Annotated in this window: 12 protein-coding genes; 3 read left to right on the top strand and 9 right to left on the bottom strand. The window is 69.1% G+C overall.

From position 1 onward, the window contains the following. Nucleotides 1–3 precede the first annotated feature (3 nt). From D6860_RS10630 to D6860_RS10590, 9 genes are all read right to left on the bottom strand, one after another. Nucleotides 4–873, bottom strand: coding sequence for an SMP-30/gluconolactonase/LRE family protein (locus tag D6860_RS10630; protein WP_017469464.1), 870 nt, complete (start codon nt 871–873; stop codon nt 4–6). Continuing rightward, entirely contained in the window at nt 870–1,613 is a 744-nt protein-coding gene (locus tag D6860_RS10625) for a FadR/GntR family transcriptional regulator (RefSeq protein WP_076624241.1), read from the bottom strand. The genes D6860_RS10630 and D6860_RS10625 overlap by 4 nt, the downstream gene beginning before the upstream one ends. 7 nt (nt 1,614–1,620) lie before the next feature. Continuing rightward, entirely contained in the window at nt 1,621–2,610 is a 990-nt protein-coding gene (locus tag D6860_RS10620) for an ABC transporter permease (RefSeq protein ID WP_076624242.1), read from the bottom strand. Further along, entirely contained in the window at nt 2,607–4,142 is a 1,536-nt protein-coding gene (locus D6860_RS10615) for a sugar ABC transporter ATP-binding protein (protein ID WP_076624243.1), read from the bottom strand. Before D6860_RS10615 ends, D6860_RS10620 begins: the two co-directional genes overlap by 4 nt. A gap of 71 nt (nt 4,143–4,213) precedes the next feature. Continuing rightward, the gene (locus tag D6860_RS10610; RefSeq protein ID WP_076624244.1) at nt 4,214–5,185 is read right to left on the bottom strand and encodes a substrate-binding domain-containing protein; all 972 of its coding nucleotides are present in this window, start codon (nt 5,183–5,185) and stop codon (nt 4,214–4,216) included. Between the two features lie 28 nt (nt 5,186–5,213). Continuing rightward, complete coding sequence (locus tag D6860_RS10605) at nt 5,214–5,975, bottom strand: SDR family oxidoreductase (RefSeq protein WP_076624245.1); 762 nt, start codon at nt 5,973–5,975, stop codon at nt 5,214–5,216. Next, nucleotides 5,975–7,147, bottom strand: a complete 1,173-nt coding sequence (gene dgoD / locus D6860_RS10600) for a galactonate dehydratase (RefSeq protein WP_076624246.1) — start codon at nt 7,145–7,147, stop codon at nt 5,975–5,977. Before dgoD ends, D6860_RS10605 begins: the two co-directional genes overlap by 1 nt. 222 nt (nt 7,148–7,369) lie before the next feature. Next, a complete protein-coding gene (locus tag D6860_RS10595) occupies nt 7,370–8,551 on the bottom strand; it encodes an MFS transporter (protein ID WP_076624247.1) in 1,182 nt (393 codons plus the stop codon). Nucleotides 8,552–8,927: 376 nt separating this feature from the next. Continuing rightward, nucleotides 8,928–10,151 (bottom strand): M20 family metallo-hydrolase, encoded by a 1,224-nt coding sequence (locus D6860_RS10590; protein WP_083697839.1) that lies wholly within the window; start codon nt 10,149–10,151, stop codon nt 8,928–8,930. A 186-nt stretch (nt 10,152–10,337) separates the two neighbouring features. On the opposite strand from D6860_RS10590, the gene D6860_RS10585 reads away from it, so the two are divergent. The 3 genes from D6860_RS10585 (at nt 10,338) to D6860_RS10575 (ending at nt 13,168) form a co-directional block, all read left to right on the top strand. After that, nucleotides 10,338–11,288, top strand: coding sequence for a phosphotransferase family protein (locus D6860_RS10585; protein ID WP_076624248.1), 951 nt, complete (start codon nt 10,338–10,340; stop codon nt 11,286–11,288). Further along, complete coding sequence (locus tag D6860_RS10580; protein ID WP_076624249.1) at nt 11,285–12,238, top strand: choline/ethanolamine kinase family protein; 954 nt, start codon at nt 11,285–11,287, stop codon at nt 12,236–12,238. Before D6860_RS10585 ends, D6860_RS10580 begins: the two co-directional genes overlap by 4 nt. Nucleotides 12,239–12,367: 129 nt before the next feature. Further along, nucleotides 12,368–13,168: a DeoR/GlpR family DNA-binding transcription regulator gene (locus D6860_RS10575; protein WP_076624250.1), complete on the top strand. Its 801-nt coding sequence runs from the start codon at nt 12,368–12,370 to the stop codon at nt 13,166–13,168. The last annotated feature ends 7 nt before the right edge of the window (nt 13,169–13,175 follow it).

Genomic DNA, 13,175 nt, shown 5'->3' with positions numbered 1-13,175 from the left:
CGGTCAGCCCGCGAAGATCGGTCGCGGCAGCCCTTCGATGCCGACAGGGACGCGCAGGAGCGCCCCGGCCAGTGGCTCGGCCTCGCGCTGCGCGTCGGAGTAATCCCAGGTCGAGGTGGTCACCACGAGGTCCTGCCCCACGAAGGCGCAGGAGGTCGGACGCGACACCGGCAGCTCGATGATCCGGTCGAGGCGCCCGTCGGGCGCCAGCCGCAGGATGCAGCCGCCGTCCCATCGGGCATTCCAGAGGAATCCCTCGGCGTCGACCGCCGATCCGTCCGGTCCGCCGGGCAGATCCTCCGGAGGCCGGAACTCCGACCGCTGCGGGCCGAGCGTGCCGGTCCCGGGGTCGTAGTCGAAGGCCATGAGGCGCCCGTCGGAGGAATCCGCCGTGTAGAACACCGTGCCGTCGGGACTGAAGGCGATCGTGTTGGCGATGCCGATGCCGCCCTTCAGGTGGCGCAGCGCCGCGTCGGTGTCGAGCGCGTACAGACTGCCCGTCGCGCCGGTGCCGGCCATGTTCATGCTGCCGGCAAGGAACCGGCCGGCCGGATCGGTTCCGCCGTCGTTGAAGCGGTTGTCGGCGAGTTCGGCCTCGGGCGCGTGCAGCAGCGGCGCACGGGTCCCGGTGGCGTCGAAGCGTGCAAGCCCATCCGCGAAGGCGCCGATGTAGCCACCGCCAGCCGCCGGGGCAAAGGCGGTCAGGGCGCTGTCGAACGCCACCGTGCGCAGTTTTCCGGAACTCAGGTCGAGCCGGTGCCACAGCGCTTGGCCGATATCGACCCAGCCAAAGGCATTCTCGGCCTCGAGCCAGAGCGGGCCCTCGCCGAGAAGGTCGCCCTGATGGCTGAGAACCTCGATCGTTGCGGTCATGCGGCCCCCGCTGTGTCTGTCCCGGTCTTGGCGGCCACCCGCGCGAGATCGCGCGCGGCCACGTCTATGAGCTGTGCCATGAGCGTCCGCGCGGTGTCGCCCTGTCGCATCCGGATCGCTTCGAGCACCTCGCCATGGGTGTCGAGCGAATCCGCGAAGTTCTCGGACGCCTCGGCGGTCATCCGGAAGCTCATGCGCAGCGCAGAGCCGATGACCGCGCCGAAGTTGGCGAAGATCTCGTTCTTCGAGGCCATGAGGATCGCGAAGTGAAAGGCCTCGTCCGCGGAGACCGTCGCGTCGATGTCGTCGCCGCGCGCGGTACACATGCGGTGATAGGCCTCCTGCATCCGCCCGAGGTCCGACCCGTCGGCGCGCGCGGCGGCCATCTCGGCGGCGGCGGGCTCGATGACCTGCCGCGCCTCGGTCAGCGAGCGGATGAAAACCAGGTCCGGCGGCAGGCTCTCGCGCCACGCGAGGATGTCGCCGTCGAGGTGGTTCCAGCGGGTCGGCGGCAACACGATGGTGCCGACCCGGGGGCGGCTTTCGATGAGCCCCTTGCCCGCGAGCATCCGCACGGATTCGCGCAGGGCGGTGCGGCTCACCTCCATCCGCTCCTGCAGCGCCTCTTCGGTGGGCAGGCGGTGGCCCGGTGCGATCTCGCCCGACAGGATCATCCGGGCGAGGGTCGAGGTCACGATTTCCCGTGCCCCGCCCTGTCCTCTCTGTTTCGGTTCTGCCATGCGCGCCTCAGCTCTTGTTCAGTCGGTATTCTGCCAGGAAAACGGCAAGGATCAGAAGCGTCCCCTTGGCGAGCATCTGGTAGAACGTCGGCACCGCCGTCAGGATCATCCCGTTGTTGAGCACCCCGATGATCGCCACGCCCAGCAGCGCGCCGACCACCGTGCCCCGGCCGCCCTGCATCGCGCAACCGCCAAGGAAGGCCGCCGTGATCGCCTCGAGTTCCAGCCCGTCCGAGCCCGAGATCGGCTGCCCCGAGCCGGTCCGCGCCGCCAGCAGGATGCCGCCCACACCGGCCATGATGCCCGACACGATGTAGATCGCCACCCGGTAGCTGGGGATGTTGAGCCCCGACAGCCGCGCCACGATGGGGTTGCCGCCGATGGCATAGTAATTCCGGCCGACGATGCTCTTGTGCATGAAGATATAGAAGCCGATCGCTACGGCGATGAGGATCCAGATCGGCGCCGGCAGGCCCAGGATGCGGCCGGTGCCGATCCAGCGGAAGGCGTCGTTGAAGATCGAGATCGACTGCCCGTTCGACAGGATGAAGGCGATGCCGCGGAAGATCGCCATGGTGCCCAGCGTCACGATCACCGCGTTGATCCGCCCGTAGGTGATCAGCAGCCCGTTGACCAGCCCGGCAAGACCGCCCACGACGATACCCGCCAGCAGGCCCGCGCCCGCCATGTCGGTGGCCTGGATCGCCATGGCGGTTGCCACGGTCGTCAGCCCCACGATGGAGCCCACCGAGATGTCGAGCCCGCCCGAGACGATCACCCCGGTCTGCGAGATCGCGAGAACCCCGAGGATCGCCACGCCCATGCCGATGTTCAGCAGGTTGCGCGTCGAGAAGAAGACGTCGCCGCGCAGCACTCCGAAGATGACGAGCAGCCCCACCAGTGCCACCAGCAGGCTGATGTTGTGAATTCCGATACGCTCGATGACACGGTGCATGCTGAACCCTCCGCGCCCTGCGCTTGCGGTCTGATCGGTCATTGACCTGCTCCTTCAAGTTGTGCCGGGGCCTCGCTCTGCCCATGCGGAATGGCCGCGGCCATGACGGCTTCCTCGCTGGCCTCGTTGCGGTCGAACTCGGCGCGGATCCGGCCCTCGGCCATGACCAGCACCCGGTCGGAGAGTCCGAGCAGCTCTGGCAGCTCGGACGAGATGACGATGACGCCCAGGCCCTGGGTGTCGGTGAGGTTACGGATCAGGTCGTAGATCTCGGACCGCGCACCCACGTCGATGCCGCGCGTCGGCTCATCGAGGATCAGCACCTTCAGGTCCGAGGCCAGCCACCGGGTCAGCACGACCTTCTGCTGGTTGCCGCCCGACAGCGAGGTGACCGGCGCGTCCAGCGACGAGGCCTTGAGCCGCATCTGCTTCGAGATGCCCGTAATCAGCTCCAGTGCCTTGGACCGGCTGAAGAAGCCGCCGCTCGACACCTTCTGCGGCACGCAGAGCACCGCGTTCTCGAGGATCGTCTGCATCAGCAGCAGCGCCTCGTCCTTGCGGTCCTCGGGAGCAAAGCCGATGCCCGCCGCGATGGCGGCGGCAGTGTCGCCCGAGGGCAGCTCGACCCCGTCGATCAGCACCCGTCCGGCGCTGCGGCGGTGGAAGCCGAAGATGCCCTTGGCCAGCTCCGAGCGCCCCGCGCCGATCAGCCCGCCGATGCCCAGCACCTCGCCCGCCCGCAGGCTGAGCGAAACGTCGGTGACATGCTCGGTGGTCATGCCATCGACCTCGAGCACCACATCGCCGGTGGCGGGATCGCGGTCGGGGAACATGTCCGACAGCGGCCGGCCCACCATCAGGCGGGTGATCTTCTCCTCGGTGATGCCCTCGGCCGGCAGATCGTCCACCAGCTCACCGTCGCGCAGCACCGCCACGCGGTCGGCAAGTTCGGTGATCTCGGCCAGCCGGTGCGAGATGTAGATGACCGCCACGCCCTCGGCGCGCAGGCGGCGGATGATGTCGAACAGCCGCCCGGTCTCCTCGTCGGTCAGCGACGAGGTCGGCTCGTCGAAGGCGATCATCCGTCCGCCCGCCTGCACCGCGCGCATGATCTCGATCATCTGCCGCTGCGCGGGCCCCAGCCCGGCGCACTGCTGGCGCGGCCGCAGCTCGCCCGCCATACCGAAGGTCTCGAGCAGCGCGGCGGTGTCGGCGTAGAGCTTCGACCAGTCGAGAAAGAACCGCCCCGTGCGCGGCAGGTCGCCGGTGAAGATGTTCTCGGCCACCGTGAGGTCGGGCACGATCTCGGGCTCCTGGTGGATCACCCGGATGCCCGCCGCATGCGCCTCGCGGGGCTGCGCGAAACGGACCTCGCAGCCCTCGATCTCGATGCTGCCGCGCGTCGGCGGAAAGACCCCCTCGAGCAGCCGCATCATCGTGGACTTGCCGGCGCCGTTCTCGCCCACGAGGGCCAGAACCTCTCCGCCGCGCACGTCCAGCGAGATGTCGGTGAGCGCGCGCACCGGGCCGAAATGTCGTGTCAGCCCCCTGGTGCGCAGGAATGGTGTCGTCATGATTGGCCCTCCTCCGTTGCGTCCGGGTCACGTTGGTCGGGCGGCGGACCGCGCCGCCCGACCGGCCCGACTCAGTTGCAGAGCTGGTCCGAGTAGTCGCCGAAGTTCTCCATCGTGATGAACTCGGGATCGGAATAGGTCGCCTGCGGCAGCTCCGTGCCGTCCTTGATCGCGGCGAGCAGCAGCTCGACCGCGTCGCGGCCGTGGTTGGCCGAGTTGAGCCACATAGTGCCCTTGAAGGCCGACTCCCGCCCGTTGCCGAAGGCGTCGCAGGCGCGGCTTCCGTCGATCCCGATGCCGATGCCCGCGTCCGCCGGGTAGCCCGAGTTCTCCATCGCCCGCGCCGCGCCCAGCACACCGTCGTCGTTGCAGGCGTAGAAGATCCAGTGATCGTATTGCGGGTTCGCGGTCAGCGTGGTGGTCATGACGTCGATGGAGTTGACCATCGTGTTGTCATAGGCCGCACGCACGATCTGGTCCTCGGTCAGGTCCGAATTCTCGAGCAGCGCCTTCTCGGCCCCGCCGTTGCGCTGCATGCAGGTGTCGGCCTTGCGGTCCTCGATCGAGACGACGCCGACCGAGTCCTTGCTCCAGCCGCTCTCCTCGTAGAAGGTCGCCAGCTCCTCGCCGACCCGCTCGCCGATGGCGAAGGCGTTGAGCCCGACGTAGGGCACGGGCTCGCCGGCCTCGTTCCTGATGTCGTCGTCGACCGCGACGAGCGGCACGCCGGCCTCGGCGGCGCGGGCGGCGACGACCGGCCCCAGCGCCCGGTCGGGCACCACGATGGCGATGCCGTCGACGCCGTCGCCGATCATCGTGTCGAGCGTGGTGATCGCCAGGTCGGCGTTGAACTGCACGTCCTGGCTGACGAACTCGGCGCCACCCTCGCGTGCCGCCTCGGCCGCGCCCGCGACCTCGGCCACGAACCAGGGGTGGTCCCCCATCTTGTTGATGTAGCCGATCTTGAGATCGTCCTGCGCCTGCGCGGCAAGCGGCACGATCAGCGCGGCCAGGCAGGCCGTCGTGAGGTGATTAAGTTTCATGGTTCTCCTCCCATTCACTCGTTTGAAGTCAGTCGTGGAACAGCGCCGATCGTCCTCCGTCGATCATGATGGTCTCGGCGTTGATGAAGGGCGCCTCGTCGGACGCGAGAAAGACCGCGGTCATCGCGACCTCCTCGGGTCGGCCGATGCGGCGCGGCGGATGCAACGCCTCGGCCCGACCGCGCTCGGCGGCGGGATCGTCGAAACCGGCCCAGTAGGTCCGGGCGATCTCGGTGTCGATGTAGCCCGGCGCGATGGCGTTCACCCGGATGCCCTCGGCCGCGTACTCGATGCCGAGCGCGCGCGTCAGCCCGATGAGCCCGTGCTTGGCGACCGGGTAGGGAAAGGTATGCGGGATGATCTGGAAGCCGTGAGTGCTGGCGATGTTGACCACCGCCCCCGCGCCCTGTTCGCGCATCGCGGGCAGCACCGCCTCGGCCATGGCCCAGCAGGCCTCGAGGTCGAGCGACATGCATTTCGCCCACTCGCTGCGCGGCATCTCGTGCGGGCGGTGAAAGACGTTGGCACCGGCGTTGTTGATCAGCACGTCGATCCGCCCGAACCGCTCGAGCGTCTCGCGCGCCACGGCCTCGACCTGCGCCTGCACCGTCACGTCGGTCTGCACGAAGTGCCCGCCGATCTCGTCGGCCACCGCCTGGCCGGTCTCGCTGTTGCGCTCGGCGACGACGACGCGCGCGCCCTCGGCGGCAAAGCTGCGGGCGATGGCGGCGCCGATCCCCTGCCCCGCGCCGGTGACGATGGCCACCTTGTCCGTGAGCCGCCCCGCCATCACCAGTCCACCACGGTGCCGTCGGGCATCACCGCGTTGCGGGTGTGCAGCACTTCCTGCTCGAAGGGATGACGGGCGATCTCGGCCTCGTTCACCTCGAGCCCGAGGCCCGGCTTCTCGGGCAGGTCCCAGCGGCCGGGTGTCCGGTCGATGGGCCATTGCACGACGTCGTCGTACCACGGCACCGCGCCGACCATCTCTTCCTGAATGATGTGGTTGGGCGTCGAGACGCCGAAATGCAGCGCCGCGATCCCGGCGATGGGGCCCAGCGGGTTGTGCGGCGCGACGCCGATGCCCGCGGTTTCGCAGATCGCCGCGATCTTCTTGGCCTCGGAGATGCCGCCGACATGCACGATGTCGGGCTGCGCGATGTGGAAGGCCCGCCGGCGAATGGCGTCCTCGAACGCGGCCCGGCCGATGAGACGCTCGCCGGCCGCGATGCTGATGCGCGACGTCCGGGTCAGCTCGACGCAGTTGTCGATCTGCTCTGGCGGCACCGGCTCTTCGGCGAACAGCGGTCGGGCCGGCTCGAGTGCGCGCAGGAAATCCCGCGCCAGCGCCGCCGAGGCCGGGCGGCCGTGGAAATCGACCATGATGTCGACGTCGGGGCCCACCGCCTGCCGCAGCGAATCCATCGCCATGCCGACGCTGTCGATGGCCCGGTTGGGCGCGATGTAATGGGCGTAGGGGATCGAGACGACCTTGACCGCGTCATAGCCCGCATCGACCACCTGCCGGCCGCGCTCGGCCAGTTCCTCGGCACCGTCGGTCTCGTAGACCGAGCTCATGTTGCCCATCCCGAGATGCGTGTAGGTGCGCAGGTGGTCGCGGCACTTGCCGCCCAGCAGGCGCCAGACCGGCGTGTCGAGCGATTTCCCGAGGATGTCCCACAGCGCGATCTCGATGCCGCTGATCGCGGACATGCCGATCACGCCCATGCGCCAGAAGCCGTGACGGGTCATCACCTGAAAACATTGCTCGATGTCGCGGGGGTCCATCCCGACGAGCAGCGGCTCGAGGTCCGCGATGGCCCCGATGACCGAGCGCGTCTTCCATTCGAGCGTCGCCTCGCCCCAGCCGATCAGGCCGGGAACGTCGGTGTCGACCCGGACGAAGACCCAGTTTCGCATCTGCGCGTTGCAGGTGACGGCGCTGATCCCGGTGATCCGCACGATGTTCTCCTCCCATTTGTAGTATTATTAGCTCTTATTCATATACCCCTGTCAAGGGAGTGACTTCAGGGCTGTCTTTTCCGCCTTTTTTCATAGCCTTGCACCGCAATCCCGGCTGCGTCGGCAGGGGTGCACATGCCCCGAAAGAAAAGGCGCGCGGCGGCTCTTGGCCACCGCGCGCCTCGGGCGAGCTGGTCGGATTCGGGATCGGCGGGCGCCGGATCAGGCGGCGAGGGCCGGCCGGTCGCCGCGCTGCGCGTCGGCGAAGGCAATGCCCAGTACGAGGATGCCACCGGCGGCGAGCGCCGAGCCGACGAGGCCGGTCGCCTCCCAGCCGTGACCGGCCTGAAGCGTCATGCCGGCAAGGAACGGCCCCAGCGCGTTGGCCAGGTTGAAGGCTGCGTGGTTGAGCGCCGCCGACAGCTCCTGCGCCTCGCCTGCCACGTCGATCAGCCGCATCTGCAGCGGGATCACCAGCCCGGCGGTGGTGCCGAGCATCAGGATCGTGGTGCCCATCAGCTGCCAGTTGCCGATCACCTGCGTGTAGAGCAGCGGCACCACGGCCATCCCTGTGAGCAGCACGAGCATGCCGCCGAACCGCGACCAGGACGCCAGCCGCCCTGCCACCGCGTTGCCGAAGGAGGCGCCGATGCCAAAGGCCGACAGCGCCATCGCGATGCCCCAGCTCGGCGCGGTCGTCGCGTCCATCAGCGCCGACGAGAGGTAGGAATAGACGGCGAAGATGCCGCCGAAGCCCACCGCCCCGATGCCGAGCGTCAGCCAGATCGCGCGGTTCTTCAGTGCCCGCAGCGCGTCCATCGGGTTGGTCTCGCGGTCGGGGGCCTCGTAGGGCGCGACCCAGAGCAGCAGGGCGGCGGCGAACAGCGCGATCACGGTCACCAGAACGAAGCAGGCTCTCCAGCCGAACGCCTCGCCGATGTAGCCGGCCGCCGGCACGCCGATCACGTTGGCGAGCGTCAGCCCGAGCATCACCTGAGCGACACCGGCGGCGCGACGGCCCACCGGCAGCATGTCCGACGCGAGCAGCGTGGCGATCCCGAGGTAGGCGCCATGCGGCAGCCCCGACAGCATCCGCGTGCCGTTGAGCACCGACATCCCCGGCGCCATGGCGGTCAGCAGGTTCGACGCGCCGAAGGCCGCGATCAGCCCGGCGAGCATGTATTTCTTGGGGAACTTCGCGCCGATCAGCGCGAGCACCGGGGCGCCGATGACGACGCCAAGAGCATAGCCGCTCACCGCGTGGCCGGCCTCGGCCTCGGAAATGCCGAAGTCGGCCGCATAGAACGGCAGGAGTCCCATCGCGGCGAACTCCGAGACACCGATGGCAAATGCGCCAAGGGCGAGCGACACGATGGTCCAGCGGACGCGGGCGTGTGTGTACATTGCGGGCCTCCCGCTCTGTGTGTGGTGGTGGATGCTGCCGTTGCAGCGAACCCGCGACATATCGAATGTGATCGCTCACACAATGGCGGTTCCATCATCCCCGATCTGACGTGTGTGCATGTCGGAGAGGGACGCGTTTCTCTTGCCGCGCAAAGACCTTAGCCGGCGGCAAGAGCGAGCGGCCGCGCCGCCCCGATGCGGGGCAGGCGTGGTCGAATGCATGCCTGTCGGGACGTGCAAGGATGCGGCGCCGATGCACCCGCGTGATGGCATCGGCCTCCTCGGGGATCGCATCGGAGCGACGTCAGAGAGGCGCGAAGCGCCCGCGCGGCGGTGCAACTCGAACGCGGATCGAAGCCCCGCCCGGGCCGTGACTTCAGCCGGCGCTGTCGGAGCTGATCCAGCGGCGCAGCAGCGCCTCGATCACCGCGCCGCCGTTGCGCAGGTCGTCCGGTAGCGTGAGCTCGGCCTCGTTGTGGCTGAGCCCGTCGACACTCGGCACGAAGACCAGCGTGCTCGGCATCGCCGCCGCCAGTGCCAGCGCGTCGTGGCCGGTGATGGTCAGCATCCCGGTCGCCCTGAGACCCAGCTCGTCCGCCACCGCCAGCGTATCGCCCACCCCCTCGGGGTCGAGCGCCGTGCCCGGGCGGGCCTCGTCGGTGAAGACCTCGATGCCGCAGCCGAGCGCGGAGACCTCGGGCCCGATGGCCTGCATGAAGCGGTCGCCGACCTCGGTGCAGACCTGCTGCTCGGGGTTGCGGATCTCGAAGTAGACCGTGACCCGCGAGGCCACGACGTTCGGGCTGTCGGGCTCGGCCACGATCTTGGCGGCGGACCAGTGCAGCAGCGCCTCTTCCGCCTCCATCTGCGCATGAAACCGGGTGATCGCCAGCGCCGCCGCGCGCATTGCGTCGCGCCGCTTGCCCATCGCCGTGGGCCCCGTGTGCGAGGGGGCGCCGGTGAAACTCAGCGTCAGCTTGCGCACGCCCCACGAGGCCGTGACTGCACCGATCTGCAGGCCGGTCTCCTCGAGGTGCCCGCCCTGCTCGACGTGCAGCTCGAGGTTGCGCACGGGCGTCAGGTCGAGCGGGTCTTCTCCGAGAAACCCGATCTCTTCGAGGGCCTCGCCCATGCTCACGCCCAGCCGGTCGGTCAGGCCGAGCGCGAAATCGGCGGTATACTTGCCGGTGAACACCGAGCTGCCGGTCAGGCTGGGCTGGAACCGGGCCCCCTCCTCGTTGGTCCAGTTCACCACGGTGATGTTGTGCCGCGCCGCGCCACCCTCGGCGTGAATCTTCGAGGCCGCCGCCAGCGCCGACAGCACGCCGAGCGAGCCGTCGAACCGGCCGCCCGTCGGCTGGCTGTCGAGATGGGAGCCGCAGAGCACCGTCGTGTCAGCATCGGGCGCCGTCGGGAAGGTGGCGAACATGTTGCCCACCGGGTCGACCGTGACGCGGGCCCCGCGCGCGGTCGCGATCTCGGCGAAGAGACGACGGGCGGCACCGTCCTCGGCGCTGCCGGTCAGACGGCGCACCCCGCCACCGGGCGTGGCGCCGATTTCGGCAAAACGGTCGAGCAGGGCGATCAGGTCGTCGGGCATCGGGTGTCCTCGGGGCTGGGATGACGCCGCGCACCCTGCGCCGCCCCGCACCGCCAGAACAGGGGCCGGGCCACTTCCTCGCGCGGGAGGCACGACACGGCGGACGCAGGGACAAGTGCGCCAGCGATCGGCCCGCGACAACCCATCGGGGCCGTGCCACCATCGGCCGGAAACAGCGAGGACCCCATGGATCAAGGACCGGACATCCGCTCGATCATCCGCCGCGTGCCGGGCTGGGAAGACCGCCCCGTCGTGGTCGAGGCCGCCATCCCGGTGCTGGCCTCCCCGTCATGGCGCGGGGTGGACGGCGCACCGCTCGTGGCCCGCGACACCGAGACCGGCGCCACGCTCTTCGTCAAGCACCTGCACGAGGACACCGGCTTCTACATCGAGCCGGACCATGCCTTCGAGGCCGCCCGCATCGCCGGCGAGACCGGCGTCGGACCGCGCGTGCTGGTCGCGGATGCGCAGGCCCGGGTGCTGGTGACGGAATACCTTGGCGAAGGCTGGCGCACCGCCGGACTCGAACATGCCGCCGACGCAGGTTTCGTCGACCGCGTGCTCGCCGCGCGGGCGCAGCTCGCCGAGGGCCCGGCGCTGCCCGCCCGTGTGGATGTCTTCGCCGAGTTGAACCGTCTTCACGCGCTCGTGGCCGAGACCGGCGCGACCACGGCCCCCGACGTGGACTTCGCCTTTGACCTCGTGATGCTGGCCGCCGAGCGCGCGGGCCGCGACATCCCGGTGCCGATCCACGGAGACGGCAACCTGTCGAACGTGCTATTCCACGTCTCGGGCGAGATCCGGCTCGTCGACTACGACCGGGCCGGCATGGGCAGCCCCTGTGAGGAGCTGGGCAGCGCGCTGGTCGAGATGTGTGCCTTCGAGCCGCCTGCCCGCGCGGCGTTCTCGCGCGCGGCGGCGGCCTTCGGGCTGCCGGACACCGACGAGGTCTTCGACCGGGTTCGCCTCTACGGGATCGCAGACGACCTGCGCTGGACGCTGATCGGCATGCTGATGGGACACCTGAGCCCCCGCAAGCACGAGGAATTCTACAAGTTCGGCCTGTGGCGGCTGGTGCGCCTGCGCGCGGCGCTGCGCGACCCCCGCTTCGGCGAAAGACTGAGGAGCGCCGCATGAGCACCCCGCAACGCCGCATGGGCGAGGCCCGCACCCCCGACGAGCAGAACGCCGAAGCCGCCATCCGCATGGTCCCCGCCTGGGCCGGCTCTGAAAGCGATATCGCCTACCGGATGATGGTCGGTGGTCTCAACAACCGCAATTGGCATATCGAGGTGGCGGGCGACGACCGGTCCTATTTCCTCAAGATCCCCGGTGACGGCACCGAGATCTTCATCAACCGCGCCACCTCCTACGAGGCGGCCAGCCATGCCCACGGGGTCGGCATCGCGCCCGAGGTCATCTTTCACGACGCGAACACCGGCACCGAGGTGCACGAGTTCCTCGAGGGCCACACCACCTGCACCACCGCCGACTTCATGCGCCCGGACGTGCGCGAAAAGGTCATCCGTCTCTTCCGCACCCTGCATTCCGGCCCGGTTCTGAGCCAGGTGAAGACCATCTTCGACCTGATCGACGAGCACCTGGAACAGGCCGCCGAGCTGGGCTCCTCGATGCCCGAGGACCTGCCCTGGCTGCTGCACCACTACGAGAAGATCCGCGCCGCCTTCACGGCGTCGGGCATGGATATCGTGACCTGCTACAACGACCCCATGCCGGGCAACTTCCTGTTCTCGCCGACCGGAGAGCTGAAGCTGATCGACTACGAGTTCGCCTCGGCCAACGAGCGCAGCTACGACATCGGCGTCTTCGCCTGCGAGATGTTTCTCGAGGAAGACGAGACCGACGCGCTGATCGAGACCTACTTCGGCTCCGTCACGCCCCAGATGCAGGCGCGGGTGAACCTCTGCCGCATCCTTGCCGACCTGAAGTGGGGAAGCTGGGCGGTGGTCAACCGCAAGCTCACCGACTGGGACTTCGACTTCCAGAAATACGGGCTGTGGAAATACATGCGCGGCCGCGCGATGATGATGGACCCGCGCTTCGACAGCTGGCTGCGCCACACCTGATGCCCTGAATTTCAGCAGGCGCGACACCGCGCCTGTTTTTTCACGCTCGTTTAGTTGAATTTTCAATATTATCTGAGGACAGTGAGGAGGAGGCGGCCCAGTGCCGTTACAGGAAATGTCAGGGTCCGCATGGCCGAACAGACCACCACTCACGCCCCCCCGCGGTTGCGCCGCGCGTGCCGGCAGGACCGGATCCTTGCAGAGCTTCACGCCCAGCCCGCGCTCCGGGCCTCGGAGCTGTCCCAGATGCTCGAGGTCTCGCACGAGACCATCCGCCGCGACCTGATCGACCTCGACCGGCGCGGCCTGCTGCGGCGCACCTACGGCGGCGCGCAGCGGTCCCTGCGGTTCGAGGCGCCCGTCGGCGAGCGGCGCTTCATGCATGTCGATGCCCGCGAACGCATCGGCGCCGAAGCCGCGGCGCTGGCCCGGCCCGGGCAGGTGGTAATGATCGGCAGCGGCTCGACCTGCTGGCACGCGGCGCGCCGCATCGCCACCGACTGCCGCGCGGTCACCGCGATCACCAACGACCACGCGGTCGCCGAGGCGCTCTGCGGCAACGACACGATCCAGATCATCATGCTCGGCGGCCGGTTGCACCCGGGCGAGCGCTACGCCTGGGGGCCGCAGGCGGTGGAAGAGCTCACCCGCTACCGCGCCGACTGGGCGATCCTCGGCACCTCGGGCATCGACGGTCTGGGCGCGCATGACATCGACGACCATGCCGCAGGCGTGCTGCGCCGGATGATCCGCCAGTCCCGCCGCGTCGCGATCCTCGCCGACCGCTCGAAGTTCGGACAGGCGGCGCTCGCCCGGATCGCCGGCTGGTCCGAGGTCGACACGGTGATCTGCGACGCGCCGCCCGATGGCCCCCTCGCTGCGACACTCGCGGGCCACGGCGTCGATATCCGCCTGCCCTGCGCCGCCTGAGCCGTTC

The organism is Salipiger sp. D13 (assembly GCF_003703915.1).
In the GTDB taxonomy this organism is placed as follows: domain Bacteria; phylum Pseudomonadota; class Alphaproteobacteria; order Rhodobacterales; family Rhodobacteraceae; genus Salipiger; species Salipiger profundus.
Note: the sequence above shows the minus strand (reverse complement) of the source record. Positions and strands in the feature narration are given on the sequence as shown.

Excerpts from the sequence above, each read along its gene's own strand:
- D6860_RS10630 (WP_017469464.1), bottom strand. The coding sequence starts at position 873 with ATGACCGCAACGATCGAGGTTCTCAGCCATCAGGGCGACCTTCTCGGC.
- D6860_RS10625 (WP_076624241.1), bottom strand. The coding sequence starts at position 1,613 with ATGGCAGAACCGAAACAGAGAGGACAGGGCGGGGCACGGGAAATCGTG.
- D6860_RS10620 (WP_076624242.1), bottom strand. The coding sequence starts at position 2,610 with ATGACCGATCAGACCGCAAGCGCAGGGCGCGGAGGGTTCAGCATGCAC.
- D6860_RS10615 (WP_076624243.1), bottom strand. The coding sequence starts at position 4,142 with ATGACGACACCATTCCTGCGCACCAGGGGGCTGACACGACATTTCGGC.
- D6860_RS10610 (WP_076624244.1), bottom strand. The coding sequence starts at position 5,185 with ATGAAACTTAATCACCTCACGACGGCCTGCCTGGCCGCGCTGATCGTG.
- D6860_RS10605 (WP_076624245.1), bottom strand. The coding sequence starts at position 5,975 with ATGGCGGGGCGGCTCACGGACAAGGTGGCCATCGTCACCGGCGCGGGG.
- D6860_RS10595 (WP_076624247.1), bottom strand. The coding sequence starts at position 8,551 with ATGTACACACACGCCCGCGTCCGCTGGACCATCGTGTCGCTCGCCCTT.
- D6860_RS10590 (WP_083697839.1), bottom strand. The coding sequence starts at position 10,151 with ATGCCCGACGACCTGATCGCCCTGCTCGACCGTTTTGCCGAAATCGGC.
- D6860_RS10585 (WP_076624248.1), top strand. The coding sequence starts at position 10,338 with ATGGATCAAGGACCGGACATCCGCTCGATCATCCGCCGCGTGCCGGGC.
- D6860_RS10580 (WP_076624249.1), top strand. The coding sequence starts at position 11,285 with ATGAGCACCCCGCAACGCCGCATGGGCGAGGCCCGCACCCCCGACGAG.
- D6860_RS10575 (WP_076624250.1), top strand. The coding sequence starts at position 12,368 with ATGGCCGAACAGACCACCACTCACGCCCCCCCGCGGTTGCGCCGCGCG.